The 26,950-nt window shown below is 69.8% G+C and carries 22 protein-coding genes; 12 read left to right on the top strand and 10 right to left on the bottom strand.

What is annotated here, in order from left to right; all coding sequences use genetic code 11:
- Positions 1-6: 6 nt before the first annotated feature.
- From D7Y04_RS40615 to D7Y04_RS40625, 3 genes are all read right to left on the bottom strand, one after another.
- Positions 7-210, bottom strand: a complete 204-nt coding sequence (locus tag D7Y04_RS40615) for a cold-shock protein (RefSeq protein ID WP_014397260.1) — start codon at positions 208-210, stop codon at positions 7-9.
- A gap of 163 nt (positions 211-373) precedes the next feature.
- Positions 374-1,576 (bottom strand): 2-oxoglutarate dehydrogenase complex dihydrolipoyllysine-residue succinyltransferase, encoded by a 1,203-nt coding sequence (gene odhB, locus D7Y04_RS40620; protein ID WP_121762824.1) that lies wholly within the window; start codon positions 1,574-1,576, stop codon positions 374-376.
- Positions 1,566-4,451: a 2-oxoglutarate dehydrogenase E1 component gene (locus D7Y04_RS40625; protein WP_121762825.1), complete on the bottom strand. Its 2,886-nt coding sequence runs from the start codon at positions 4,449-4,451 to the stop codon at positions 1,566-1,568. The genes odhB and D7Y04_RS40625 overlap by 11 nt, the downstream gene beginning before the upstream one ends.
- Positions 4,452-4,763: 312 nt before the next feature.
- Between D7Y04_RS40625 and fabI the strand changes: the two genes are divergently transcribed.
- The 8 genes from fabI (at position 4,764) to D7Y04_RS40665 (ending at position 13,723) form a co-directional block, all read left to right on the top strand.
- On the top strand, positions 4,764-5,597 hold the full coding sequence (fabI, locus tag D7Y04_RS40630) for an enoyl-ACP reductase FabI (RefSeq protein ID WP_121762826.1): 834 nt from the start codon (positions 4,764-4,766) through the stop codon (positions 5,595-5,597).
- A gap of 161 nt (positions 5,598-5,758) precedes the next feature.
- Complete coding sequence (locus tag D7Y04_RS40635) at positions 5,759-6,136, top strand: response regulator (RefSeq protein ID WP_120577109.1); 378 nt, start codon at positions 5,759-5,761, stop codon at positions 6,134-6,136.
- A gap of 4 nt (positions 6,137-6,140) precedes the next feature.
- The gene (locus D7Y04_RS40640) at positions 6,141-7,007 is read left to right on the top strand and encodes a response regulator (protein ID WP_121762827.1); all 867 of its coding nucleotides are present in this window, start codon (positions 6,141-6,143) and stop codon (positions 7,005-7,007) included.
- Positions 7,004-8,236, top strand: a complete 1,233-nt coding sequence (locus D7Y04_RS40645; RefSeq protein ID WP_121762828.1) for a protein-glutamate O-methyltransferase CheR — start codon at positions 7,004-7,006, stop codon at positions 8,234-8,236. Before D7Y04_RS40640 ends, D7Y04_RS40645 begins: the two co-directional genes overlap by 4 nt.
- Positions 8,233-8,778, top strand: coding sequence for a chemotaxis protein CheW (locus tag D7Y04_RS40650; RefSeq protein ID WP_120577106.1), 546 nt, complete (start codon positions 8,233-8,235; stop codon positions 8,776-8,778). Before D7Y04_RS40645 ends, D7Y04_RS40650 begins: the two co-directional genes overlap by 4 nt.
- Positions 8,768-10,945: a response regulator gene (locus D7Y04_RS40655; RefSeq protein ID WP_121762829.1), complete on the top strand. Its 2,178-nt coding sequence runs from the start codon at positions 8,768-8,770 to the stop codon at positions 10,943-10,945. The genes D7Y04_RS40650 and D7Y04_RS40655 overlap by 11 nt, the downstream gene beginning before the upstream one ends.
- Positions 10,942-12,009: a chemotaxis protein CheB gene (locus tag D7Y04_RS40660; protein ID WP_120595266.1), complete on the top strand. Its 1,068-nt coding sequence runs from the start codon at positions 10,942-10,944 to the stop codon at positions 12,007-12,009. Before D7Y04_RS40655 ends, D7Y04_RS40660 begins: the two co-directional genes overlap by 4 nt.
- Before the next feature lie 97 nt (positions 12,010-12,106).
- Complete coding sequence (locus D7Y04_RS40665; RefSeq protein WP_121762830.1) at positions 12,107-13,723, top strand: methyl-accepting chemotaxis protein; 1,617 nt, start codon at positions 12,107-12,109, stop codon at positions 13,721-13,723.
- A 73-nt stretch (positions 13,724-13,796) separates the two neighbouring features.
- On the opposite strand, the gene clpA is transcribed toward D7Y04_RS40665, so the two are convergent.
- The 4 genes from clpA to D7Y04_RS40685 form a co-directional block, all read right to left on the bottom strand.
- Entirely contained in the window at positions 13,797-16,079 is a 2,283-nt protein-coding gene (clpA, locus tag D7Y04_RS40670) for an ATP-dependent Clp protease ATP-binding subunit ClpA (RefSeq protein ID WP_121762831.1), read from the bottom strand.
- Positions 16,080-16,082: 3 nt separating this feature from the next.
- Positions 16,083-16,409, bottom strand: a complete 327-nt coding sequence (locus D7Y04_RS40675; protein WP_120577101.1) for an ATP-dependent Clp protease adaptor ClpS — start codon at positions 16,407-16,409, stop codon at positions 16,083-16,085.
- 61 nt (positions 16,410-16,470) lie between these two features.
- Positions 16,471-17,631 carry a GNAT family N-acetyltransferase gene (locus D7Y04_RS40680; protein WP_121762832.1) on the bottom strand — a complete coding sequence of 387 codons (1,161 nt, stop codon included), beginning with the start codon at positions 17,629-17,631 and terminating at the stop codon, positions 16,471-16,473.
- A gap of 63 nt (positions 17,632-17,694) precedes the next feature.
- Positions 17,695-18,135, bottom strand: coding sequence for a hypothetical protein (locus tag D7Y04_RS40685; protein ID WP_121762833.1), 441 nt, complete (start codon positions 18,133-18,135; stop codon positions 17,695-17,697).
- Positions 18,136-18,275: 140 nt separating this feature from the next.
- Between D7Y04_RS40685 and D7Y04_RS40690 the strand changes: the two genes are divergently transcribed.
- The 3 genes from D7Y04_RS40690 (at position 18,276) to D7Y04_RS40700 (ending at position 21,053) form a co-directional block, all read left to right on the top strand.
- Positions 18,276-18,836: a NifU family protein gene (locus D7Y04_RS40690; RefSeq protein WP_120600256.1), complete on the top strand. Its 561-nt coding sequence runs from the start codon at positions 18,276-18,278 to the stop codon at positions 18,834-18,836.
- 113 nt (positions 18,837-18,949) lie between these two features.
- A complete protein-coding gene (locus tag D7Y04_RS40695; protein ID WP_171807781.1) occupies positions 18,950-19,774 on the top strand; it encodes an SAM-dependent methyltransferase in 825 nt (274 codons plus the stop codon).
- Positions 19,775-20,201: 427 nt separating this feature from the next.
- Positions 20,202-21,053, top strand: a complete 852-nt coding sequence (locus D7Y04_RS40700; protein WP_233601807.1) for an alpha/beta fold hydrolase — start codon at positions 20,202-20,204, stop codon at positions 21,051-21,053.
- Positions 21,054-21,057: 4 nt separating this feature from the next.
- On the opposite strand, the gene D7Y04_RS40705 is transcribed toward D7Y04_RS40700, so the two are convergent.
- The gene (locus D7Y04_RS40705) at positions 21,058-21,951 is read right to left on the bottom strand and encodes an oxidoreductase (RefSeq protein WP_121762835.1); all 894 of its coding nucleotides are present in this window, start codon (positions 21,949-21,951) and stop codon (positions 21,058-21,060) included.
- 244 nt (positions 21,952-22,195) lie between these two features.
- On the opposite strand from D7Y04_RS40705, the gene D7Y04_RS40710 reads away from it, so the two are divergent.
- A complete protein-coding gene (locus D7Y04_RS40710) occupies positions 22,196-22,945 on the top strand; it encodes a 1-acyl-sn-glycerol-3-phosphate acyltransferase (protein ID WP_121762863.1) in 750 nt (249 codons plus the stop codon).
- Between the two features lie 74 nt (positions 22,946-23,019).
- Here D7Y04_RS40710 and D7Y04_RS40715 read toward each other — a convergent pair whose 3' ends face one another.
- Complete coding sequence (locus D7Y04_RS40715; protein ID WP_121762836.1) at positions 23,020-25,185, bottom strand: glycosyl hydrolase family 18 protein; 2,166 nt, start codon at positions 25,183-25,185, stop codon at positions 23,020-23,022.
- 364 nt (positions 25,186-25,549) lie between these two features.
- Positions 25,550-26,587: a fatty acid desaturase family protein gene (locus D7Y04_RS40720; RefSeq protein ID WP_233601808.1), complete on the bottom strand. Its 1,038-nt coding sequence runs from the start codon at positions 26,585-26,587 to the stop codon at positions 25,550-25,552.
- Positions 26,588-26,950 lie beyond the last annotated feature (363 nt).

Here is a 26,950-nt window from a genome sequence, read left to right on the forward strand (position 1 = left end):
GTCACTTCACGCCGCGCGGACGTTCTGCGCCTGCAGGCCCTTCGGGCCCTTGGTGACTTCGAACTCCACCTTCTGGCCCTCGGCCAGGGTGCGGAACCCATCCATGTTGATGGCGGTGTGGTGGCAGAACACGTCCTCGCCCCCGCCGTCCTGGGTGATGAAGCCGAAGCCCTTCGCGTCGTTGAACCACTTCACGGTACCAGTTGCCATTGCGCTTCCTTGCGTTTGCAGGGCAGCCGTGGGGAAGGCCGCCCGTTCTGCCCGACGACCGGGAGACAGAGCTATTTGTAGTGAAAGGGCCGACTGGAAGTCCAGCCGGCCCTCCGGGATTGCCCGACTTGAGCCCCCGCGGCGTCATGTGCGGGGGAGTAAGTCAGATGTCGAGCAGCAGGCGCTCGGGGTCCTCGATGCACTCCTTCACGCGCACCAGGAACTGCACCGCTTCCCGGCCGTCCACCAGGCGGTGGTCGTACGTGAGGGCGATGTACATGATGGGCCGGATGACCACCTGGCCGTCGCGGGCCACGGGGCGCTCCACGATGTTGTGCATGCCCAGGATGCCCGTCTGCGGCGGGTTCAGGATGGGCGTGGACAGCATGGAGCCGAAGATGCCGCCGTTGGTGATGGTGAACGTGCCGCCCGTGAGGTCGGCCATCGTGAGCTTGTCGTTGCGCGCACGGCCACCGTAGTCACCGACCGTCTTCTCCAGGTCCGCGAGCGACAGCTTGTCCGCGTCACGCACCACCGGCACCACCAGGCCACGGCTGCCGCTCACGGCCACGCCGATGTCGTAGTAGTGCTTGAAGATGACGTCCTCGCCGTCGATCTCCGCGTTGATCTGCGGGAACGCCTTGAGGGCCTCCACGGACGCGCGGATGAAGAAGCTCATGAACCCGAGCTTCACCCCGTGCTTCGCCTGGAACTTGTCGTTGTACTTCTTGCGGAGCGCCATCACCTCGCCCATGTCCACCTCGTTGAAGGTGGTGAGCAGGGCGGCGTTGGACTGCGCCTGGAGCAGGCGTTCAGCGACGCGCTTGCGCAGCGGCGTCATGCGCACGCGCTCCTCGCGCGCGGCGTTGGGGCGGGGACCGGACGGCGCGGCGGGGGCCGGAGGCGCGGACGGGCGGTTCAGCTGACCCTGCACGTCCTCCTTCATGATGCGGCCACCGGTGCCGGAGCCCTTCAGCTGGCCCACGTCCACCCGGTTCTCCTCCGCCATCTTCTTGGCGGTGGGGGTGATGCGCGTGTCGCTGCTGGCCGGAGCAGCGGCCACGGGCGCCGCGGCCTGGGCGGGCGCGGGCGTGGCGGCGGCCACGGCGGGAGAAGCGGCGGCGCCGGCACCGGCCTCGATGGTGCCCAGCACGTCGCCCACGCGGACCTTGTCGCCCTCCTTGAAGGCGATGGACGCGACGCTGCCCGCGGCGGGAGCCGGCACGTCGATGGTGACCTTGTCGGTCTCCAGCACGACGAGCGGTTCGTCCGCGGTGACAGACTCACCCTGCTTCTTGTTCCACTTGCCGACGACGGCCTCGGTGATGGATTCGCCGAGCGGAGGGACTTTCAGTTCAACGGCCATTCTGGGGTCCTCGGAGGATGGCTTCTTCGATGATGAGCTGCTGCTCGTAATCGTGCGTCTTCGTGAAACCGGTGGCGGGGCTGGCTGCCTCGGCGCGCCCGATGTAGCCCAGCTTCACCGTCTGCTGCTGAGAACGGCCGGAGAGGAGGTCGTGCAGGCGCGGGAACATGAAGTGCCAGCCACCCGCGTTGCGCGGCTCCTCCTGCACCCAGTACAGCTCCTGGAGCGCCGGCAGCTTCGCCACCAGGTTCGACAGCTCGTCCTGCGGGAACGGGTAGAGCTGCTCCACGCGCACGATGGCGATGGAGTCGTCCTTGCGCTCGTCCCGGGCCTTGGCCAGGTCGTAGTAGACCTTGCCGCTGCACAAGAGCAGCCGCTTCACCTTCGCGGCGTCCGCCTTCGCGTCCAGGATCACTTCCTGGAACGCGCCCGTGGCCAGGTCGTCCATGCGGCTGGTGGCCTCCGGACGGCGCAGGAGGCTCTTGGGCGACATGATGACCAGCGGCTTGCGCACCGGGCGCAGCACCTGGCGGCGCAGCAGGTGGAAGATCTGCGCGGGCGTGGTGGGGTAGCAGACCTGGAGGTTGTCCTCCGCGCACAGGTCCAGGAAGCGCTCCAGACGCGCGCTGGAGTGCTCCGGGCCCTGGCCTTCGTAGCCGTGCGGCAGCAGCAGCGTGATGCCGGAGAGCCGGCGCCACTTGCTCTCCGCCGCGGCGATGAACTGGTCGATGATGATCTGCGCGCCGTTGGCGAAGTCACCGAACTGGGCCTCCCACAGGGTGAGGCCGTCCGGCACGTCCAGGCTGTAGCCGTAGTCGAAGCCCAGCACGCCCATCTCCGACAGCGGGCTGTTCCAGACGTTGAAGGTCGCCTTGCCGGTGGCGAACTGGCGCAGGGGCGTGAACTCCTCGCCCGTCTGCGTGTCGTGCAGCACCGCGTGGCGGTGGCTGAAGGTGCCGCGCTCGCTGTCCTGGCCGGACAGGCGGATGCCGTAGCCCTCCGCCAGGATCGTCGCGTACGCCAGCGACTCGCCCTCGCTCCACTGGAGCTCTTCGCTCTCCAGCATGCCCTGGCGCTTCTTGAGCACCGTGCGCTCCACGTCGCGGTGCACGTTGAAGCCTTCCGGCGCCGTGGCCAGCTTCTGGAGCGCGTCACGCAGGGTGGGCTTGGCCACCGCCGTGGACACCTGGGGCGCGTTCTTCAGGAGGCCGCCCTTGAAGGTCTTCCACAGGCCCTCCAGCGCGTTGGGCTCCTTGAACTGGCTCTCCTGGCGGGCGCGGGTGAGCGCCGCGTCGAAGTCCTGGAAGCAGCGCTGCTTGATGGCGTCCGACTCCTCCGCGCTGATGCGGCCGCCTTCCGCCAGCGCCTTCGCGTACAGCGCGCGCACCGGCGGGTGCTTGCGGATGAGGTCGTACATCGCCGGCTGGGTGAAGGACGGGTCGTCGCCTTCGTTGTGGCCGTAGCGGCGGTAGCAGATGAGGTCGATGACCACGTCGCTCTTGAACGTCTGGCGGTACTCGGCCGCCAGGCGCGCCGCGTGGACGCACGCCTCCGGGTCATCCCCGTTCACGTGGAACACCGGGATGTCCAGCATCTGCGCGATGGCGGTGGAGTAGATGCTGGTGCGCGAGTCCGACGGGTCGGTGGTGAAGCCCACCTGGTTGTTGATGACGACGTGGACCGTGCCGCCCGTGGTGTAGCCCTTGAGGCCGGAGAAGTTGAGCGTCTCCGACGTGATGCCCTGGCCGATGAAGGCCGCGTCGCCGTGGATGAGCAGCGGCATCACCTGCGTGCGCTCGGTGTCCCCGCCGCGGTCCTGCTTGGCGCGCACGCGGCCCTCCACCACGGGGCCCACGCACTCCAGGTGGCTGGGGTTGAAGGCCAGCGACAGGTGCACGTTCTTGCCGGCGCGCGTGGCGTGGTCCGACGAGAAACCCATGTGGTACTTCACGTCGCCGCGGCCCAGGTACGCCTTGGGGTCCTTGGGGCCGTCGAACTCGCTGAAGATCTGATCCGGCTTCTTGCCCAGGATGTTGGTCAGCACGTTGAGGCGGCCGCGGTGGGCCATGCCGATGACCAGCTCCTTCAGGCCCATGTCGCTGCCCACTTCCAGCAGCGCGTCCAGCATGGGGATGAGCGACTCGCCGCCATCCAGGCTGAAGCGCTTGGCGCCCACGTACTTCGTGTGCAGGAAGTTCTCGAAGCCCTCCGCGTACGACAGCTTGGTGAGGATGTGCCGCTGGTCCTCCACGGAGAACGGCGTGCGGTTGTCGCTGTGCTCCATGCGCTTCATGAGCCAGCGGCGACGCTCGCTGTCGAGCATCTGCATGAACTCCACGCCGATGGAGCTGGAGTACGTGCGGCGCAGGCGCGTGACGAGCTCCGCCAGGCGCACGCGCTGCTGCGGGAAGACGCCGTTGCACTCCACCGCCTGCTCCAACTCCTTCGGGGCGAAGTGGTTCTCATCCATCAGCGCCACGTCCGCCACGTGGCCCAGCTGCGGGCGCGGACGCTCCAGCGGATCCAGGTGCGCGCGCAGGTGGCCGCGCAGGCGGAAGGCGGTGATGGCCTGATCCACCTTCGACTGCAGCCCGATGTCCTGCGCCGGAGCGACCGGAGCCTGCGGCGCGGCGGCGGCCGGCACGGCGGCGTCGTTCGGCTTGCCCTTGCCCTTGCCCTTGGCCTCCGGTGCGGCGGGTGTCGGCGCCTCCAGCAACTTCGTGTTGAAGATGGGGCGGCCCGTGCCGTTGTTGCGCTCGAACACCTCGCGCCAGCTCGCGTCCACGCTGCCCGGATCCTCGAGGAAGCGCGAGTAGAGCCCCTCGATGAAGTCGATGTTTCCACCAGAGAGGAAACTGTCCTGGAAATTCGCCATGGCGGGGGTCTTTTACTGGATGGGGGACGCGTTGGGGGGTTTTCGCCTCAGTTTGTTGAACCGCGTCATGGCCGGCTGGCCGGCTTCACTCCAGGGAGCAGATGGAATCATGCCCCGCGTGAGCGCAGCTTCATCGAGCACCGGATTCCCTCTGCTGGGATGAGCTCAAAGGAGACGCCAGGACCCCTGGCATGCTGAACAGACGTACATCCGAGGCACACGGGACACGGGGTCCGGGGGCCCCCATGGCGGTTCAGGAGTGGTAAGCACTCGCCCCCGCTTTCCACCCACTTTTTCCGAGAACGTACCGACATGCTCCTTCAGGGCAAGAAGCTGCTCATCACCGGCGTGCTCACCCCGCAGTCCTTGGCCTTTGGCGTCGCGGAGCATGCGATCGCGCAGGGCGCGGAGGTCATCCTCACCGGCTTTGGCCGGGCCAAGTCCCTCACCGAGCGCAGCGCGAAGCGGCTCAAGCCCGGCACGGAGGTGCTGGAGCTGGACGTGACGAACCCGGCGCACTTTCCGGCGCTGACAGAGGCGCTGCGACAGAAATGGGGCCGCGTGGACGGCGTGCTGCACGCCATCGCGTACGCGCCCGAGGACGCGCTGGGCGGCAACTTCCTCAACACGCCGTGGGAGAGCGCGCAGACCGCGTTCCGCATCTCCACCTTCTCCGTGAAGGAGCTGGCGGTGGCGTGCGTGCCGCTGATGACGCAGGGCGGCTCCATCGTGGCGCTGGACTTCGACAACCGGCAGGCGTGGCCCATCTATGACTGGATGGGTGTGTGCAAGGCGGCCATGGAGGCCACCGTGCGCTACCTGGCGCGCGACCTGGGGCCCAAGGGCATCCGCGTGAACGCGCTCGCCGCGGGGCCGCTCGCCACCATCGCGGCCAAGGGCATCCCGGGCTTCAAGGCGCTGGCGCAGTACTGGGGCAAGCAGGCGCCGCTGGGCTGGAGCGACAAGGACAGCCACGACCACGTGGCCAAGACGGCCTGTGCACTTCTGTCCGATTGGCTGTCCTCCACCACCGGCGAGATGATTCACGTCGACGGCGGCTACCACGCGGTGGGCGCACCCCCAGTAGAGACGGTGGAAGCACCGGCCGACGGGGTCCCCACGACCCCCACTCCGAAGGAAGGCTGAATCCAACCCACCTTGCTGGAAAATCCAGACAAACGCCTGCCAGGCATCCCGGCGGACGGGAGCCCCCCGCTTCCGCCCGTCGGAGCGCTCACGGTAGGATCACCCATGCAGCGCAGGCGCATCCCGCACTCCGCGGAGCTTGTGCGAGGAGCCGTGGCACAGTGAGCACCAACGTCTTGCTGGTGGACGACAGCCCGACCGTCCGCAACATCCTCAAGATCTACCTGATGAACCTCAAGGTCAGCATCGTGGAGGCGGAGGACGCGCAGCGCGCGTTGCAGCTCTTGCGGTTGGTGCCGGTGAGCGTGGTGATCGCCGACATCAACATGCCGAACATGGATGGCATCACCTTCGTGAAGGAGGTTCGCGCCAGCGCGCAGCCGCAGGTGCAGAAGGTGCCGGTCATCCTCTTGACGGCGGAGAAGGGCGAGGACCTGCGTCAGCGCGGTTCAGCTGCGGGGGCCAACGCCTTCATCCAGAAACCCGTGTCGCATGATGAGCTGACCAAGACGGTGCGTCAGTTCCTGAGCGGGGGCTGAACCCGTGAGTCTGCCGACCCTGCTGCTGGTGGATGACAGCGACGCCATCCTGGCGTTGGAGCGGGCCATCCTCTCCGGGCACTACACCATCCACACGGCCAGCAATGGCCGTGAGGCGCTGGACAAGGTGGGGCGGCTGCACCCGGCGGCGGTGCTCTTGGACCTGTCCATGCCGGAGATGGACGGGGACGAGGTGCTCCAGCGGATGAAGGCGGACTCGGGCACGGCGGACATCCCGGTCATCATCATCTCGTCGGAGAAGCAGCGCGCGGAGGCGTGCCTGGGGTTGGGCGCGGAGGCGTTCCTGGCCAAGCCCTTCCGCGCGGACGAGCTGCTCCTTCGCGTGGGCGAGGCGCTGGAGAACGCGCGCCGGCGCTCGCGCTCCGGGGCCATGCTGATCCTTCGGCTCAACGTGGGCGAGCGCGAGTTCGCCGTGCCGCTGGACTCCGTGAAGGAGGTCCTGCTGCAGCCCCTGACGCGGCCGCTGCCCACGGGGCCGTCGTACCTGCGCGAGTACGTGGAGCTGCGCGGCCAGGCGGTGTGCGTGCTGGACGTGGCGCTGCGGCTGGGCGTGCAGCACAAGGTGTCCATCGCGGAGCGGATGCTGGTGGTCATCGAAACGGAGGGCGTGTCGCTGGCGCTCACCGTGGACACCGTGAAGGACCCGGAGGAGTTCCAGGCGAGCGACATCGACCGGCGCGAGAAGGTGGGCGGCGCCGAGCACGGCCTGCTGCAGGAAGGGCTCGTGGGCATGCTGCGAGCGGGTGGCCGCGCGCTGCCCATCCTGGATCCGAAGGTGTTCATCACGCGGGGACTCCTGCGCGACCTGCCCGCGCTGCTCGCGCCGGTGGAGGAAGAGCGGAGCGCATGAGTGCGGGGCTCGACCCGAGGCTTCTGGCCCGTGCCCGGGAAGTGGTGGCGGACACCACCGGCTTCCGGGACGACGCCATCGCCCAGGAGGCGGTGGAGCGCGTGTTGCGGGCGGAGCTGGCCCGGGGGCGCGTGCCCACGGAGGTCCTGAGCGAATTGCAGCAGCTGGGCTCGCCGCTGGCCTACACGCTGGTGCGCGCGGTCCTGGTGGGGGAGACGTACTTCTTCCGCCAGCCGGAGCACTTCCGCTACATCACCCATGAGGGCATTCCGACGGCGCTGCGCCACGGCGCCATGCACCTGCGCGGCTGGAGCGCCGGGTGCGCCACCGGTGAGGAGGCCTATTCGCTGGGCGCGTGCCTGCTGGCGTGCGCGCCCCCGGGGATGCCGGTGGAGGTGGTGGGCACGGACCTGCACGAGGCCAGCCTGGAGGCCGCGCGGCGCGGCACCTACGGCGCGTGGTCCCGGCGCGAGTCCGCCCCCGCGCTGCACCCCGTCTACGAGCTCCACAACGGGCGGCAGGTGTCCATCCTCCCGGAGGTCCGCAAGGTGACGCGCTTCGCGCCGGCGAACCTGCTGGCGCCGCTGCCGGAGCGCTTCGGGCATTTCGACTTCATCCTCTGCCGCAACGTGCTCACGTACTTCTCTCCGTCCGCGCGCGACGCGGCCATCGTCCACCTGGCGCGGGCGCTGGTGCCGGGGGGCCTCATGTTCCTGGGCACGGTGGAGGTGGACCGCACGCCGCCGGGGCTCACGCGCGAGGGGCCTCCGGAGCTGCAGGCCTTCCGCAAGCCCCGCCCGGAGGAGCGCACCTTCGCGCAATTGCCCGTGGCGCAGCCCGCGCTCGCGCCGCGCATGACGCCCGCGCCCCGTCGGCTGTCCGCGCCCATGCCGGTCTCGCCCACGCCGCCGCCCGTCCCTCCGCCCTCGCCCTCGCGGATGCACCTGCAGGCGCTGGAGCGGATTGAAGAGGGCAACGTGGCCGGGGCGACGGCGGTGCTGGAGCTGCTCGTGAAGCAGGCGCCGGACTACCTGCCGGGCCTCCTGGAGCTGGCGCTCCTGCGCGAGCGCGCGGGAGCCCGTGACGCGGCCTTCCCGCTGATGCGCGCGCTGCGCACGCGGGCGGGGCAGTTGCCACCGGACACGCTGGTGGATGGACCGGAGGCGCTGCCCGCGCGCTTCTATCTGGCGTCCGCTGACGCCTACCTGAATCTGGGGGCGCTGGAATGAAGGGGACGCCGCTGGTGGTGGACGAGACCCTGGAGTCGGAGACGCGGGACCTGCTCGCACGCCGGGCCGCGCGCCTGCGCGAGCAGGGCGAGTCGACGGTGGAGGAGGCGGTCCATTGGATCGCCGAGTTCCCGCTGGGCGAGGAGCGCTACGCGCTGCCGCTGGAGTCGCTGCGCGCCGCGCTTCCCCTGCGCATGGTGACGCCGGTGCCGCTGTCCGCGCCCGCTGTGATTGGCGTGCTGCGCTTCCAGGGCCAGGTGCTGTCCGCGCTGAGCCTGGCATCGCTGCTGGGCGGCCACGGGTGGCGGCAGGATCCAGCCGTGCTGCTGGTGGTGGACCGGGGCGACGGCGAGCTGTGCGCGCTCGACTGCGAGGCGATTCCGCGCCCCACGACGTTGTCGCTCGCGTCCGTGGAGGCCGCGCGCGCCCGGGCGGAGGGGCCGGTGGTGGAGGTCTTCACCCACGACCGGCAGCTCATCCACCTCATCGACCCGAAGCGCCTGTTCGGCCGGTCCGACGGGGGAGTGCGCCATGCCCGTTGATCCGATGCTGCAGCCGCTGGTGGCGGGCTTCGCGGTGGAGGCCCAGGAGGTCATCCAGAAGGTCACCATGGACCTGCTGGAGCTGGAGCGCGAGGGGCTGGAGAACGACGCGCTCGCGAAAATCTACACGCGGCTGGGCCGTCACCTGCACACCCTGAAGGGCAGCGCCTCGTCGCTGGGGCTCCAGGACCTGGGCGACATCGCCCACAAGCTGGAGGACGCGCTGGCGCCGCTCAAGGCGCACACGCAGAAGATGCCGCGCCCGGTGGTGGACGTGCTGCTGCACGGGCTGGACCTCTTCATGCTGCGCGCCCAGGCGCACGCGGACGGACGCGGGGACGACCTGCCGAACCCCGCCGCCGCGCTGGCCCAACTGGTCTCCGCCGCGCCGCCCCCGGAGGAGGCCGCGGTGCTGCCGGGGGGCGCCTTCGCTCAGGCGCAGCCTGTCGTGGCCGGTGGCCCGCCCTCCGCGGCCGGCACCCCGCCTGTCCCGGCCGAGGCGCTGTTCTCTCCGGAGCCCGCGGGGGAGTCCTCCGACGCCGGGTGGCGCGTGAGCGCGAACCAGGTGACGTCGCTGATGCGCGAGGTGGAGCGCCTGCGCGAGGTTCGCCTGCGGGTGGAGGAGCGCAGCCGGGAATTGGAGCGGGTGTCCACGCTGCTCGCGAAGCAGGGCCTGCTGGCGGAGACCGCGGAGGCGCGCACGCTGCTGTCCGGTACGGGCCGCTCCCTGCGCACCGACGGCGAGGAGACGAGCGACGTCGTGGACGCGCTGGAGGACGGCCTCAAGGCCATCACCACGCGCCCCACTCGCACCATCCTGGACCCGCTGCAGCGCATGGTGCGCGACCTGTCCCGCCAGCTGGGGAAGGAAGCGCGGCTGTCGGTGGTGGGCGCGGAGGTGTCGCTGGACCGGCGCCTGCTGGAGAAGCTCCAGGGCGCGCTCGTGCACATCCTGCGCAACGCCGTGGACCACGGCCTGGAGATGCCCGCCGAGCGCGAGAAGGCCGGCAAGCACCACGAGGGCGCGCTCACGCTGCGCGTGGAGCAGCAGGGCAACCTCCTGTACCTGGAGGCGAGCGACGACGGGCGCGGCATCGACCTGGCCCAGGTGCGCAAGGCCGCGGAGAAGCGCGGGCTCGTCACCGCGGAAGAGGTGGCGCGGCTCAATGACAACCAGGTGCGCGAGCTCATCTTCCGCGAGGGCTTCAGCACGCGCTCGGACGTGACGGACACCTCCGGGCGCGGTGTGGGCCTGGACGCGGTGCGCGCCACGGTGGAGTCGCTGCAGGGCCGCATCGAGGTGTCCAGCACGCGCGGGCAGGGCACGCGCTTCGTGCTGACCCTTCCGGTGGACCTGGGCAGCTCCCCGGTGCTGATGGTGCGCGCGCTGGAGCAGTTCGTGGGCCTGCCCATGCTGGCGGTGGAGTCCACGCAGCTGGCGCGCCCGGACATGCTTCGCGTGGGCAAGCGCCGCACGCACCTGGAACACCAGGGGCAGCTGCTGCCGGTGGTGGACCTGGGCGCGCGGCTGGGGCTGCGCGCGTCGTCTCCGCCCACGGAAGGCCAGCCGCTGCTCATCGTGCAGAGCGGCGGCAAGCGCGTGGCGCTGGGCGTGGACGCGGTGGTGGGGGACCGGGACCTGGTCATCCGCCCGCTGCCGTCGGAGGTGCGCGACGTGGCGGCCTGGCAGGGCGCGGCGACGCTCAGCCGGGGGGAATTGCTGCTCATCCTCCGGCCGGACTGGGTGGTGTCGGATTCGGAGAAGGTGACGGTGTCCGCGGTGAGCCGGCGGGCGCTGGTGGTGGATGACTCGCTCACCGCGCGCGCGCTGCACCGGGCGATGCTGGAGGCGGGCGGCTTCCAGGTGCACCTGGCGGCCAGCGGGGCGCGGGCGCTGGAGCGGCTGCAGGCGGACACCTACGACGTCGTCATCTGCGACCTGGACATGGAAGAGATGGACGGCATCGAGCTCATCGCACGGCTTCGCGAGCGCAAGGACACGCACACGCTGCCCGTCATCCTGGTCTCCGCGCACGACACCATCGTGGCGCGCGAGCGGGGCCTGGCATCCGGAGCGGACGGTTTCCTCAGCAAGCGCGAGTGCGCCGCGGGCCGCCTGCTCGCGGAGGTTCTGGACGTGATGAGCCGCAGGGGGAGCCGCGCGTGAGCTCGAAGAAGCCCATTCGCGTGCTCGTGGTGGATGACTCGCCCACCATGGCCAACACCCTCACCGCGCTGCTCACGGAGGAGCCGCGCATTGAAGTGGTGGGCCGGGCGGGGGACGGCAACCGCGCCGTGCAGCTGGCGCGCCTGCTTCGTCCGGACGTCATCACCATGGACCTGTTGCTGCCCGGCCTGGATGGTCCGGCGGCCATCGGGCACATCATGTCCCAGGCCCCCGCGCGCATCCTGGTGGTGAGCGCCGTGGCGGAGCAGCGCGGCGTGGACCTGGGCTTTCAAGCGATGAGCGCCGGAGCGCTGGAGCTCATCGGCAAGCCCAACGTCACCAACGCGGAGGAGCTGCGCCGCTGGGGCCGGGACCTGGCCCACTCCGTGTGCCTGATGGCGGAGGTGCCGGTCATCTCCCGCCGTCCGCGCGTCGTGGCGCCGCCGCCCATGCCCAGCGGGGCGCGGGTGGACGTGTTCGGCATCGTCGCGTCCACCGGTGGGCCTCCCGCGCTGGCGGAGGTGCTGTCCAAGCTGCCCCGCGACCTGCCGGTGCCCATGCTCGTCGCGCAGCACATCACCGTGGGCTTCACGCAGGGCATGGTGCGCTGGCTGTCCCAGGTGTGTGAGCTCCAGGTGGGCGTGGCGCGCGACGGTGAGCGGCTGGAGCCGGGCCGCGTGTACTTCCCGCTGGATGGCCATGACCTGCTGGTGGACAGCGTGGGCCTGGCGCGCCTTCAGCGCAGCACCGGCGGGCCGTGTCCCAACGGGGACGTGCTCTTGAGCTCGCTGGCCATGGCGTACGGCCGGCGCAGCGGCGGCGGCGTGCTCACCGGCATGGGTGAGGACGGCGCGCGGGGCCTGCTGGCCATCCGTCAGGCCGGAGGTGTCACCCTGGCGCAGGACGAGGCGTCCAGCGTCGTCTACGGCATGCCTCGCGCCGCCGTGGAGTTGAAGGCCACCGACGGGGGCACGCCCCTGGCGCTGGTGGCGGACCTCATCCTGCAGAGCTGTCAGCGTCCGTCGTTCCGTCCTGCCCGTGGCCCGGAGGGGGGGCCCCGGTGAGCCGTTTCCCACCTAGGAACCGCAGTCGCCTGCGTTGTTCCTGGCGTCGCATGGCCGACCGTCGGCCGCTTGAGGACGCCACCCCTGGAGTACTCCCTTGAAGCCAGCCACCGCGCTCCCCGTCTCCTTCCTGCGCGGGCTCGGACTCGCGCCGAAGTTCGTGCTCGTCACGGCCGTCATCAGCGCCTCCGTGGCGCTGCTGCTCACCCTCATCGCCACCCGCCAGCTGGAGTCCAACCTGGAGGAGCGCCACGCCAGTGAGGGCGAGGCCGTGGCGCTGAGCCTGGCCATCGCGGCGGAGCAGGGCGTGTCCGCGGGCATGAGCTCACTCCAGCCGCTGCTGGAGACGTTCCGCGAGCGCGAGGACCTGGCCTACATCTTCATCCAGGACCCCACGGGCTTCGTGCTGGTGCATTCGTTCCAGGGCGCCTTCCCGGAGAACCTGAAGGCCGCGCTCGACGCGCAGCCCGGCATGGGCACGGGCCGCACGCGCGTGGTGCCGGAGGTGCGCATCCTGCGCGGCGGCAAGACGCTGCGCGCGCTGGACGTGTCCGCGGCCGTGGCGGAGAAGGGGCGGCTGGGCACCGTGCACGTGGGCATGGCGCGCGAGTTCATCGACGCGAGAGTGGATGCGCTGCGCTGGGAGATGCTGCTGTTCGCGCTCCTTCTGGAGGCGTGCGGCGTGGTGCTGGCGGCGCTGTTCGGCCGGAGCATCGTGCGGCCGCTGGCGGAGCTCACCTCCGTGGCGGGCCACATCGTGTCGTCCGGCGACCTCACCCGCGACATCCGTGCGCGCGGCAACGACGAGGTGGGGCGGCTGGCCAACTCCTTCTCCCAGATGGTGGGCAAGCTGCGCGAGGTGACGGTCAACCTCCAGCACGCCGCCACCGCGCTCACCCAGTCCACGGACCACCTCAACGCGTCCTCCACCGAGCAGGCGCAGACCATCTCCCGCCAGGCCGCCGCGCTGCAGGAGACGCAGGTGACGGCGCAGGAAATCAAGCAGACGTCCACGCTGGCCGCGCAGAAGGCGGAGAGCGTGCTCAGCGTCGCCGAGCGCGCGGACACCCTGGCCAGGGCGGGCGAGGCCTCCATCGAGCAGACGATGGCGGGCCTCAACGACATCCGCGCGCAGGTGGGCGAAATCGCGGAGAAGATTCTCGAGCTGGGCGAGCGCACGCGACAGATTGGCGGCATCACCCAGACGGTGAAGGACCTGGCGGACCAGTCCAACATGCTCGCGCTCAACGCGGCCATCGAAGCGGTGCGCTCCGGTGAGCACGGCAAGGGCTTCAGCGTGGTGGCGCGCGAAATCCGCGCCCTGGCGGATCAGTCCATCCAGGCGACCACGCGGGTGCGGGAGCTCTTGGACGACATCGCCAACTCCGTCACCGCCGCGGTGCGCATCACCGAGCGCGGCGCGGAGCGGATGGAGGCGGGCCTGGCGCAGGTGCGCGACAGCGGGCAGAACCTGCGCGAGCTGTCCTCCATCGTCCAGGACAACGCCGCCGCCGTCCGGCAGATCGCCGCCGCGGTGAATCAGCAGAACGTGGGCATCAATCAAATCACCCTGGCGGTGAATGACCTGTCCAAGATGATGGACGACACCGTGGCCCGCATCGGCTCCACCGGTGAGGCGGCCACCACGCTGCAAATCATCTCCGAGCAGCTCTCCAACGCCGTGGGCGCGTACAAGGTCGAGTCCAAGCCGTAGTAGGAAACACGAAGGCCCCGAGTCCCCATGAAGGGGGCCCGGGGCCTCGGATGTTTCAGGGCCTGGCGGCGCCTTACGCCGGCACGGCCTCGGTGGCTTCCGCCTGGAGCTTCACGGCGTCGTCCACGACGTCGAAGCGGGCCACGCCACCGCTCTTGAGGGAGCCGAACAGCAGCGCCTCCGCGAGCGGCTTCTTGAGGGTGTTGTCCACGAGCCGCGCCATGGGGCGCGCACCGAAGGCCGGGTCGTAGCCGTGCTCGGCCAGCCACGCGCGGGCGGCGGGCGTGAGCTCCAGCTTGACCTTCTTCTCGTCGAGCACCTTCTGGAGCAGGCGCACTTCCTTGTCCACGACCTTGAGGATGACCTCGGGGGGCAGGCCGGAGAAGAGAATCCACCCGTCCAGCCGGTTGCGGAACTCCGGCGTGAAGGTGCGCTCGATGGCCTTCTTCGCCCGCGAGCCGTCCACCACCACCTGGGTGTCACCGAAGCCCATGGCCTTGGTGCTCATCTCCTGCGCACCCGCGTTGGTGGTCAGGATGAGGATGATGTTGCGGAAGTCCGCCTTGCGGCCGTTGTTGTCCGTGAGCGTCGCGTGGTCCATCACCTGGAGCAGGATGTTGAAGAGGTCCGGGTGGGCCTTCTCAATCTCATCCAGCACCAGCACCGCGTACGGGTGCTTGCGCACGGCGTCCGTGAGCAGGCCGCCCTGGTCGAAGCCCACGTAGCCCGGAGGCGCGCCAATGAGCCGGCTCACCGTGTGCTTCTCGGAGTACTCGCTCATGTCGAAGCGGAGGAACTCCACGCCCAGGCTCTGCGCCAGCTGCTTCGCCAGCTCCGTCTTGCCCACGCCCGTGGGGCCGGAGAAGAGGAAGCTGCCAATGGGCTTCTCCGGCGCGCGCAGGCCGGAGCGCGACAGCTTGATGGCGCCCACCATCTCTTCAATGGCCTTGTCCTGCCCGTAGATGACGCCCTTGAGCTCCTTGTCCAGGTTCTGAATCTGGACGCCTTCGCTCGCGGACACGCTCTTGGCCGGAATCTTGGCCATCTTGGAGACGACCTGCTCCACGTCGTGCGCGCTGACGACGCCCGTGCGCACGCCCTCCGGCTTGAGCCGTTCGGCGGCACCGGCCTCGTCGATGACGTCGATGGCCTTGTCCGGCAGGAACCGGTCGTTGATGTGCTTGGCCGCCAGCTCCGCCGCCGCCTGGAGCGCACCCTCGCCGTACTTCACGTGGTGGTGCTCCTCGTAGCGGCTGCGCAGGCCCTCCAGCACCTTGATGGTGTCCTCCACGCTGGGCTCGTCCACTTCAATCTTCTGGAAGCGGCGGGACAGCGCGCGGTCGCGCTCGAAGGACGCCTTGAACTCCTGGAACGTCGTGGACCCGATGCAGCGCAGCCGGCCCGACGCCAGCGCGGGCTTGAGCAGGTTGGACGCGTCCATGGAGCCGCCGCTCGTGGCGCCGGCACCGACGATGGTGTGGATTTCGTCGATGAAGAGGATGGCGTCCGGCAGCTCCTGCAGGGCCTTGAGCACGCCCTTCAGCCGCTCCTCGAACTGGCCGCGGAACTTGGTGCCCGCGAGCAGCGCGCCCATGTCCAGCGAGTAGACGACCGCGTCCTTGAGCGCGGCCGGCACGCGGCCTTCCGTGATGAAGAGCGCCAGGCCCTCCGCGATGGCCGTCTTGCCCACGCCGGCCTCACCCACGTAGAGCGGGTTGTTCTTTCGGCGGCGGCAGAGCACCTGGATGGTGCGCTCCAGCTCCTTGTCGCGGCCGATGAGCGGGTCGATGCGGCCCGCCTTCGCCTCCACGTTGAGCTGCACGGCGTACGCTTCCAGCGGGCTCTTCTTCTGGGACTCGCCGTCGTCGTCGTCACCGGCGGGGGTGGGGCGCGGCTCGCCCTCGGACTCGCCGTCCTTGGTGGTTCCGTGGGAGATGAAGTTGAGCAGGTCCAGGCGGGTGACGCCCTCCTGCTGCAGCAGGTAGAGCGCGTGGCTCTCCTCTTCACGGAACATGGCGACCAGCACGTCGCCACCGTCGATGTACTTCTGCTCCGCGGACAGCGCGTGCATGGCGGCGCGGTGGAGCACGCGCTCCACGCCGATGGTCTGCTGCGGCTCCGCGTCCACGTCGTCAGGCAGGCGCTCGACCGTCTCCTCCAGGAAGGAGGTCAGGTTCTCCTGCAGGCGCTTGACGTTCGCGCCGCAGCCCTTGAGCACCTCGCGGGTGCGTGACTCACGGGTGAGGGCCAGGAGCAGGTGCTCCAGGGTGAGGTACTCGTGGCGCATCTTCCGCGCCTCGTCGAGCGCGGTGCGGAAGCTGGCCTGCAATTCTTTGGCAATCGATGGTCCTGCCACGGTTCAGCCTTCCTCGGGTTCCATGGACAGTCGCAGGGGGAACCCGTTGTCCCTCGCCGCGGCCTCCACTGTCTTGAGCTTCGTATCGGCGACGTCGTAGGTATAAACGCCCGCCACACCGATGCCGTTGTAATGAACGTGCATCATGATCTGCACGGCATCCGTCTCCGACTTGTGGAAGATCTCCTTGAGCACGGCCACGACGAACTCGCGCGTGGTGTAGTTGTCGTTGTGCAGGAGGACCTTGTAGAGCGTCGGCCTCTTCAGCTTCTGCTTGGGGACGGCCTCCGTGACGACCTGGCCGTCATCGTGTTGGTGCTTCTGAGCCATGGGCTTGCGGACTCCCTTGCCTTCGCTTCGCGAACCATTGGCGGGCCCTGCTTGAAACCGCTTAGACCCGCTCCTTGAAACCCGTCTCCGCCCACCACAGTGGCAGGCCGCTCTCGACGGCTGCCCGCTCGTGCGCCAGGAAGCCGCGCACCGCCCGGTCCAGGCCGGGGTGAAGGAACAGATGCGCACTGTACGTGAGGTGCGGCTCGAAACCCCGGGTGAGCTTGTGCTCGCCGCCTGCTCCGGGCTCGAAGCGCTCGCGGCCCCGGGCGATGCAGTCCTCCACCGGGTGGTAGAGGCACACGTTGAAGTGCAGGAACGGATGTTCCTCGAACGCACCCCAATAACGGCCGTACAGCGTGCTCGGCCCGGTGAAGTTGAACGCCCCCGCCACCCTGCGGCCTTCCCGCCGGGCCTCCACGAACTCGCACCGGTGCTTGAAGCCGGCGAGCAGGCGGGCGAAGAAGTCCTCGGTCAGCGAGCGCACGCCCCACGGATAGCGGTCCACCGTGGAGACGTAGAGCTGGTGGGCGCAGGCCGCGTCCACCTCCTCCAGTGCGTCGCCCCGGAGCGTCCGCAGGGTGATGCCCTGGTCCTCCACCTCACGCCGCTCACGCTGAATCTGGTGCCGCCGCTTGGAGCGGAAGCGGTCGAGGAAGTCCTCGAACGTCTGGTAGCCCGCGTTGCGCCACAGGTACTGCACGCCCAGGCGCAGCGCGTAGCCCTGCGCCTCCAGCACCGGCAGCTCCTCCGGGGTGGGGAAGAGGACGTGGACGCTGGAGAGCCCCTCCGCGCGCGCGTACTCCAGCGCGGCGTTGTACAGCTCCGCCTCGCGGGACGGGGCGTGCTCGCCGGGGGCCACCAGCACGCGGCGGCCGGTGGCGGGCGTGAAGGGCACGCCCAGGACGAGCTTGGGGTAGTAGCGGATGCCCGCGCGCTCGGCGGTGGTGGCCCAGGCGGCGTCGAAGACGAACTCGCCGTGGCTGTCGTCCTTCAGGTACGCGGGCGCGGCGGCGACCAGGCGTGAGCCCCGCCACAGGGTGAGGTGGCGCGGGTGCCAGCCTCGCTCGGGCACCACGCTGCCGCTCTCCTCCAGGGCGGCGAGGAAGCCCCACTCCAGGAACGGCACCGACCCCGGGTCCACGAGCGCGTCCCAGGCCGACGAGGGAACGTCGGTAATGGATGTGAGCAGGCGCAGCGTGGTGGGGAGCGGGGCGGACATGGACGTGGCGAGCGCCAGCCTATAACGGCGGGTGGCGGCTGCCGCCACGACCGACCGGCCACCCTATTTGCCGCGCGTGAGCTCCTGGGCGAGGAAGCCGGCCACCTCCGTGAGCCCCGCGGCTGCGCGCTTGCGGCCCTCGTCCGACTCCATGACCCGGCGGGCGGCGTCGCTGGCGGTGCCCACCTCCAGGTCCACCAGGATGAGGAAGGCGCTCCACCCGGCCGTCACGTTGGCGACCTTGCCAGGCCGCTGGGGCCGGTCGCTCAGGGTGGCGGCCACCTTCTCCAGGAGGCCGTCTTCCTTGAGACGTTTCGTGCTCCCGAGCATCTGCGTCCAGGTGGCCTCCAGGAGGGAGGTCAGCAGGCGCCCGGAGAGGGCGGTGGAGAGGCGCTGGGAGGCCTCCTCGGCGTCCACGCGGTGGGCGTCCGCGTAGGTGGGGCTCAGCTTGGCCACCACCACGGCCTTGGTGGCCAGGTGGGCGAGGCGGGGCGGGTAGGGCATGGGGCCATGTCTTACATCGGTGGCGGGCGGGGCTCCATCCGGAGTGAATGGCCAGCGCGAGGCGTTTGCCTGACAGCCGGACAGGTTGCTATGGGGCCCGGCGCCCTTTAGAGGAAGCGGACTTTCGTAGGGAGAACAGAATGTCAGTGAACATCCAGCTCGAGTGGACCCCCAACCCCAGCACGCTGAAGTACGTGGTGGACCGCAAGCTGCTGGGCGGTGGCGCGGTGAACTTCACCAACCGGGACGAAGCGCAGGCGAAGTCGCCCCTGGCGCTGCGGCTCATGGACATCCAGGGCGTGACGGCGGTGATGCTGGGCACGAACTTCGTCACGGTGACGAAGGGCGAGTCCGGCGAGTGGGACGAGCTCAACGACTCCGTGATGTCCACGCTGGACACGCACCTGTCGGAGGGCCTGCCGGTGGTGGACGAGGCGGCCGTCGCGGCGGCGCGCCAGACGGCGTCCGCGGACGGCACGGTGGAGCAGCGCATCCAGGTCATCCTGGACGAGGAGATCCGCCCGGCCGTGGCGCAGGACGGCGGTGACATCACGCTGGACCGCTTCGAGGACGGCATCGTGTACCTGCACATGAAGGGTTCGTGCGCGGGCTGCCCGTCGTCCACGGCGACGCTGAAGATGGGCATCGAGGGCCGGCTCCGGGAGATGATCCCGGAGGTCACCGAAGTGGTGTCCGTCTGAGACGCAACGTCAAGGCGCCGCAGGTCCGCAAGGAGCTGCTTCCGGACCAGTCCCAAGCGCTCCTGCGTGAGCTGCACCTGCTCACGCGCGAGGGGAACCTCAACGCGGATGCGCTGCGCAAGCTCAAGCAGGTCAACCACCTGGTGGGCCTGCTACGGCCCGCCATGGAGGACGTGCAGACGCGCCACGCGAACCCGCTGGTGGTGGACGCGGGCAGCGGCAACGCGTACCTGGGCTTCGTCGTCTACGAGCTGTTCCTGAAGGACGCGGCGGGCGGTGAGCTGCTGTCCATCGAGGGGCGGCCGGACCTGACGGAGCGCGCGAAGGGCCGCGCCGAGCGGCTGCACTTCGACCGGATGCGCTTCCAGACGGCGCACATCGACGCGGCGGAGTACCCGGAGCGCATCCACGTGCTGATGGCCCTTCACGCGTGCGACACGGCCACGGACGACGCGCTGGTGGCGGCCATCAAACACGGCGCGGACCACGTGGCGGTGGTGCCGTGCTGTCAGGCGGAGGTGGCGGCGCAGCTGAAGGAGAAGAAGGCGAAGCCGGCCGGCTCCATGTCGCTGCTCTTCCAGCACCCGTGGCACCGGCGCGAGTTCGGCTCTCACCTGACGAACGTCATCCGCGCGCTGACGCTGGAGGCGTACGGCTACCAGGTGACGGTGACGGAGCTGACCGGGTGGGAGCACTCGTTGAAGAACGAGCTCATCCTCGGGCGGCGGGTGCACGGGGACAACCGGCGCGCGCGGCTGCAGCTCCAGGCGCTGTTGGCGGAGACGGGCGTGCAGCCCCGGCTGACGCGGCTGCTGGGCATCAAGCCCGCGGGCGCGGCCGGTGGTGGCGCGGAGTCGGCGTCGGAGCCCGTGTCGGAAGCGGAGCCGGCTCCGGAGCCCACGTCGGACGCAGCGCCCGCGGCGCCGTCCGAATCCTGAACGCAAGCGGGCCCCACCTGGACCGTAGGGTGGGGCAGGTGACCTCACGGGAGGGGGAGGCGTGTTCCCCCGCACCGGGAGGGACCGCCGACCCGGCCGTGCGAGGCGGCCGGGCGGGCGTTACATGCCCTCCGTCCGTGCGATGCGCACGGGACGACATTCCAGAGGCCCGGGTTCCTTGAGGACGCGTCCGGGAGAATGTCGGAGGACGTGGGCACGTCAGGGGTACCGGTCAAGATGACGTCGATGCCGGAGGTCGGGCTCGGCGGCAGGACCCAGGGCGGCGTTCGCGGTGTCTGAATGTCGGGGTACGGAGTCTCGTCCCGGGATGGGGCCGGCCGGTGGCCGTCAGGGCACCGGATGTGAGTGGGACGAGCCGTGAAGTCCCTCCGCCGCGACGCGGTGGAGGGTGTTGATGGGAAGGGGCATGGCCTTGGAGCTGGATGACTGGGGTGGGAGCGGGCCGCTCCTGCACTTCGCCTGCGCGAACGGTTTTCCTCCGGAGACGTACCGGAAGCTCTTCGCGCGGCTGACGACCCGCTATCACGTGGTGTCGCTGCGCATGCGGCCGCTGGTGCCGGGCCAGGACCCGAAGGCACTCACGACCTGGAAGGAGCTGGGCGAGGACCTCGCGCGCGAGCTGAAGGCGCGGGGACGCTCTGGCGTGCTGGGCGTGGGGCACAGCGTGGGCGGCACGAGCACGTTGATGGCCGCCGCCGCGAACCCGGGGCTGTTCCGCGCGGTGGTGGCGTTGGACCCCGTGCTCATCACCGGGTCCCGGCTGTGGGCGCTGCGCCTGATGAAGCTGCTGGGCCGCATGGACCGCACCGCCATCGTGCAGGGCGCGCTGCGGCGGAGGGACCGCTGGGCGACGCGCGAGGAGGCGGCCACCGCGTATCGCCAGCGCAAGCTGTTCAAGGACTGGGACGCGGACTGCTTCAGCGACTACATCACGCACGGGCTGGTGCCCACGGAGGCGGGCGACTTCCGCCTGCGCTTCCCGCGCGAGTGGGAGGCCCGCATCTTCGAGACCTTCCCCGCGGACCCATGGAAGCTCATCCGCGACAACACGACGCCCACGCTGGTGCTGCGCGGTGAGCGCTCCGACACGCTGTTGCCCGACGCGCTGGCGCGGGCGGAGCAGGAGATGAAGCGCACGCGGGTGGACACGCTGCCGCTCGCCTCGCACCTGTTCCCCATGGAGAAGCCCCGCGAGACGGCCGAGCACGTGCTGACGTTCCTGGACCAGCTGCCTCCCGAGGACGTCACGACGCACTGATGCGTCAGCCGTAGGCCTCGCGCTTGATGCGCTTGTCCGGGATGCCCAGCTCGTGCAGGTGGCCCAGCACCGCCTCCATGAAGCGCGGCGTGGCGGGCGTGCGCGTCTCCAGCGCCTTGCGCCGGTCCCACGGAGTGATGGCGGGCCCGCACACGTAGACGATGCAGGTGTCAGGCGCCGGAATCAGCTCGCGCAGGAGCGCCTCCGCGACGCGGCCCTTGCGCACCTGGGGCCCATACTTCGCCTCATCCGTTTCGCGCGTGAGCGTGTGTACCACCCGCACCCGGTCCGGCGCCGCCTGCTCCAGCGCGGCCAGCTCCTCGCGGTAGAGGATGTCCCCCCACGTCTTGTTGGACGCGAGGAACGTGTGCCGCAGCTTCAGCCCGCGGTGCAGCGCGTCCTTCACGATGGCGAAGTTCGGCACCGCGCCGGAGCCCGCCACCACGTGCAGCACGTGGTCCGCCCGCTCCGTCACGTCGTCCGGCAGCACGTACGGTCCCATGAAGCCCGTCACCTTCAGCTTCGCGCCCACCAGCCGCCCGTGCACCAGCAGGGGCGACAGGAGCGGCGGGTAGCGGGTGACGCCGGGGATGAACTCCTCGTCCTTCACCGTGATGGCCACGTGCCGCTCGTGCGGCGCGGAGGCGAGCGAGTACGAGCGCGGCGGCTCCTTGCGCCCCTTCTGCTCCTGCAGGTACGCGCACTGCTGCGCGAGCGACCGGAACTGATGCGGGTCGATGTTGATGAACTGGCCGGCCTTGTAGTCGAGCGGTCCCTCCCCCGAGCCGAGCTCCAGCGACAGCGTCGCCGTGTCGTGGGTCTCCATCCGGAGGCCGGTGACGGTGGCCTCGTACTCGACGGGCCGCTTTGCTCGGGTGGGCGTGGCTTCAACGCTCATGCGCCTCCCCATAACACGCAGGGTACGGGGCCGCGCGGACGGGCTCGCGGGCGGCGCGTCCCGCGCACCGGGCCCGCGGGGCCGGCACTTCGTTGGCTGGATGACGAAAGGGCGGGCGGGCGGTCCAGCGCTCAGGGAGGACCGCTGACCCACCCCACCGGGCGGGACTACATCTTCTAGAAGGACGTCCAGCCATCGCTCCCCCTGTTGACCAGGGGCACCCGGAAAGGACGTGGGCCGGCCCGTGCTTCGACTTCTCTTCGCCCTGATGTCGCTGCTCCCCTACGGGCTGCGCCGCCACGTCGTGCGCGGCCTGATGCACGGCGTGTGGGGACGGCTGTCCCACGCGAAGGTGTATGGCCTGAAGGACCTGCCGGACGGCCCCTGCCTCTTCATTTGCAACCACCTGTCCAACGCGGACGGCTTCACGCTCTACCGGGCGCTGCGTCCCCGGCGCGTCGTCTTCCTGGCGGGCGTGAAGCTGCACGGCACGGTGATGACCCGGCTGGCGGCGGAGACGATGGACACCATCGACATCACGCCCAACTCGCCGGACATCGAAGCGCTGCGCCGCTGCGTGGAGCTGCTCAAGGGCGGCCAGTCCGTCCTCATCTTCCCGGAAGGGGGCCGCAGCCGCGCCGGAGGCCTGCTCGAGGCGAAGAAGGGCGTGGGGCTCATCGCCAAGCGCGCGGGCGTGCCCATTGTTCCGGTGGCGCTCACGGGCACGGAGAAGCTGATGCCCATCAACGACTCCGACATGGGCGGCGAGCGGCTCTTCCACGCGGACGTCACCGTGACCTTCGGGCCCGCCTTCCGCATGGCGGACCTGGAGCCGGAGGTGTCCGGCTCCTCCGACGCGCGCCAGGCGCTGGTGGACGCGATGATGCGCCGGGTGGCCGCGCTGCTGCCGCCCGCGTACCAGGGCGTCTATGCGGGTGGCCCGGAGCCGGTGGCCCCCACGGCTCCGCCCTCCGCGGTGCCGCCCTCCGCGTAGTCCGCGTCACGCTGCAACGAAAACGGCCGCGCGGGCAGGTGCCCACGCGGCCGTCTGCTTTCAAGTCGTCCCGCTTACTGCAGGAACGCCTTCTTGACCTCGGTGAGCAGCGGGTTGGTGCCCGTCGCGGGGTCGGTGCAGCCCTGGTTGATGGTCCAGATGATGGTGCCGCCGTAGCCGTTCGCCTTGGCGTACTGGCCCTTGGCCTGGATGGCCTCCGGACCGTCGTACGTAATCCAGCGCACCGTCCCGTCCTCCACCGGCGTGTTGAACGTGACGTAGTTGGCCTGCGCCGCCGCGTCCCACTGGAGCGTGCCCGTCTTGGAGAGCGCCAGAATCTTCTTGTACGTGAAGGAGTTGTCCCCGCCCACGTAGTCGGACCAGTTGGTGAAGGCCTGTCGCGGGCCGGTGATGTGGCGCCACGCGAGGCCGTAGAACGGGATGCCCATGCCCAGCTTCTCCTTGGGGATGCCCGCGGCCACCCAGGCCTTGAGGCTGGACTCCACGGACGTCGGGTGGGTGCCGGACTCGCCCTTGAGCGCGGACGTGAACCACGAATCCCAGCCGTCCCAGACGCCAATCATCTCGTAGGACATGACGTTCACCTGGTCCAGGTACTGGGCCAGCTGCGGGTACCACTTGAGCGACGCGTCCGTGGCGAAGTTGTTGTTGATCCAGCCAATGGGGAACGTCAGCAGCATGTTGGGCCGCACCTGACGCAGCCGCTGCACCAGCGCGAGCAGGTTCGGCTTGTCCACCTCCTCCACCGGCTCCCAGTCGATGTCGAGCCCGTCGTAGCCATGGTCATCCATCGCCTTGAGCAGGCTCTGGACGAATTTCTCGCGGTTGGCGGAAGAGGCCGCGCCCACCCAGTTGTCGTGCTCGCCCGCGCCGCCCACCATGATGATGGCCTTGCGCCCCGCGGCGTGCGCGCGCGTGGAGAGCGTCTTCGCCATGGCGGAGCCATTCGAGTTGTCGAAGATGGCGTCCACCGTGCCGTCCGTGTTCGGCGTCACGCGGCCCACGATGATGTGCGTCATCGCGCTGAAGTCCACCTTCTCCGGCGGGTAGTCATCCGCGTTCCAGCCCGTGTAGTAGCCGGACACCCACTTGTTGGTGTTGCCCACCGGGCCCGTCACCACCACGTCCGCCGTGGCCTTCTTCGTCGTGTCCGCCTTGCTCGTGGCCACGACATGGTACGTGCCCGCCGTCTGGGGCGCGGTGTACGTGCCGCTGGTGGTGACGGTGCCGCCGGTGGCGCCTTCCTGCACGCTCCAGGTGACGGCCGTGTTGGTGTTGCCCGTCACCAGCGCGGTGAAGGTCTGCACGCCGCCTCGCGACAGCGTCACGCTGGCAGGGGTGACGCTGACGCTCACGCCCGTGGTGGAGGTCCGCTTGCCGGACACCGCCGCGGACTTCGCGCTCTCACCGACCGCGTTCAGCGCGGTGACGGTGTACCAGTACGTCGTGTTCACGGCGGCGCTCGTGTCCTTGTAGGACGCGGCGGTGAGCGCGGAAGAGGTGAGCCGCGTGTACGTGCCCGTCTGCGACGTGGCGCGATACACGTGGTAGCCGGAGGCGCCCGTCACGGTGCCCCAGGTGAGGGCCACGTCCGTGGCGGAGCCCGTGGCCTTCAGGGCCGTGGGCGCGGAAGGCGCGGTGGTGCCCGCCGCCAGGCGCACGTTGTCCAGGTACATGACGGGCAGCGAGCGGCCCGCGTTCTCCATCACCACCAGGCCATCCAGCGTCGTGTTCGCCGCGCCCAGGGTGGCCAGCGGCATGCGGCACAGCGTCCACGCATTGGCCTTCAGCGTGCCGCCCGTACAGGTGGAGTTGAGCGCCACGGGCGACTTCGCCACGCCGCCCACGCTCGCGTAGAGCGCCAGCGCGGGGTTCGTCGTCGCGCCGGGGTTCACCTGCAACTCCACGAAGCCATAGCCCGTGGTGGGCACGCCCGCGTGGTGGAAGTACAGGCCCGTCCAGGGGCCGAACGTCGCGGAGATGGAACGGGTGCCCGCGTACACGGGCCTCGTCGCGCTGAGGCTGTGCGTCGCCCAGGACCAGTCCTGCCAGCCCGAGCCGAGCGCATCGTCGAACATCGTGGTCGCGCTCGCGAGCGCGTCCCCGGAATTCCCCAGCGAGTCGTCGTCGCCCGCGGTGGACGTGAAGTCCGGCGCGCCACCGCAGCCGGTGTGCATGGCGCCCAACGCCACGAGGAACCCAATGAGCTGCCTTCTCAAGTTCTCTCCTGCTGCCAGGTGAAAAGAGCGGGGCCGGGGGAACCGCATCCCCCTGCTCGCGGCGCGTGGCAGGGGTCCCCCGGTCGCCCTGTCGCCGCGCCTGGATTGGCGGACGTGCAAGGGGGGACCTGGCGAATCGCAGGCGGAGAAACACCGCGATTCATCGTCTGTGTTCAAGCCATGGGGTGGGGTGTTTCGGCACGTCGCCAGGACGCCAGGCTGCTGTGTCAGCGGCGCGGCGGGCGTCTGGCTTCAGAGGGAAACGCGCCTGGTGACGGCTGGGGCGGGCGGGCCCTTCCCACGCCTGGAGGCGCCACGGGGGCGCCTCCAGGGGAAAGCAAGCCACGCTGTGATGGATACGGCTTCAATCCTTCACAGGCAATGGACCACGCCCTTCATTCCTGCCCAGCGACGTGAGGAAACTCCACGCGCTCGTCTCCCCGCCCAGGTACGTCTGGAAATGATTCTCCCCGGGGCGGTAGAGGTTCGTCTGCTTCAGCCGCTCGTGCAGCGCGGGCAGGTGGTAGTAGGGCACGGACGGGAAGAGGTGATGGGACAGGTGGTAGCTGGCGTTGAAGGGCGCGATGAAGGAGCGCTCGAACCAGGTGGCGGCCGCCACGTCTCGCGTCTCGTGCGTCTCATCCGGAGTGGCGGCGGTGAAGGGGTGCTCCACCACCGCGCGGATGCGGAACGCCATCATCATCAGCGTCAGCGACGGGATGGACCACAAGAGCAGGTAGTGGAGCCAGCCGCCCGTGAGCGTGAGGAAGGTGATGAAGCTGGTCAGCCACAGCGCGTAGCGGAGGTGCTCCGCGCGGGACGGCGGCGGGCCTCCCTTGCCCATCGCGCGGCCCGTATAGGACCAGGGAATCATGATGCGCACGTGGGACGGCGTGAAGAAGCCCACCATGTCCCCCAGCAGCACCAGCGCCATGCCCCAGCGCGTGCGCGGGAACATCCACGCATGGTCGCGCTGCGCTGTTCGCCAGTACGGGTCCCTCTCCGTGTTGACATAGCGGTGATGCTCCGCGTGCTCCTTGCGGTAGCCCTCCGTGGTGATGTTCATGGGGAACGCGCACAGCAGGTCCGCCAGCACGTCATTGGCCTTGCGGTTCGAGAGCAGGTGGTGGTGCGAGGCTTCGTGCACCAGGCTCAACAGCGCGTGCTGCCGCGAGGAGATGACCACCGCGGCCAGCACCCACGCCCACCAGCGGTCCACCTGCACCACGAACGCCACCGACAGCGCGATGGTGAGCCATTGGCGCGTCACCGCCCACAGGCCGCGCGCGTTGGCCACCACCGACAGCTCCCGGACCGACGACGTCAGTGCGCGACGGTCGAACGCACGGGAGGTGACCGCTTCCAAGTCATCCAGCGACAACGGTTCTGGAACGGCGAGCATCTGGGGACAGACCTCCTGCCGGGCGCGAGTGCTCTGGCGGAAGGCCGGGAGGTCGTTTCCTCCCCCGTCCAAGGCGACCCCCTGCCGCACACCCCGGTTCATGTGGGATTACACCGCCTTAGCGGTAATAATCTCATAGCATGGGAATTGAGAGGTCTGAAAGACCCGCTCAATCTTACAGCCCGGACGGATGTGGCAGGTCCAATGGGTGCCTGGGTGGGACAGATGTTGAGTGGTGCCCAGAAGGCTGCCCCCGGGGAGGCCTGGCGTCCGGGAAGACGGGGGCCCCCAGCCTTTTGACCGGTGCAATGGAGGGGATGTCCGTACACTGGACGGGAACCCCTTTCCGCGTTCGCGGCGGCC

The organism is Corallococcus sp. AB038B (assembly GCF_003668955.1).
GTDB classification, from domain to species: domain Bacteria; phylum Myxococcota; class Myxococcia; order Myxococcales; family Myxococcaceae; genus Corallococcus; species Corallococcus exiguus.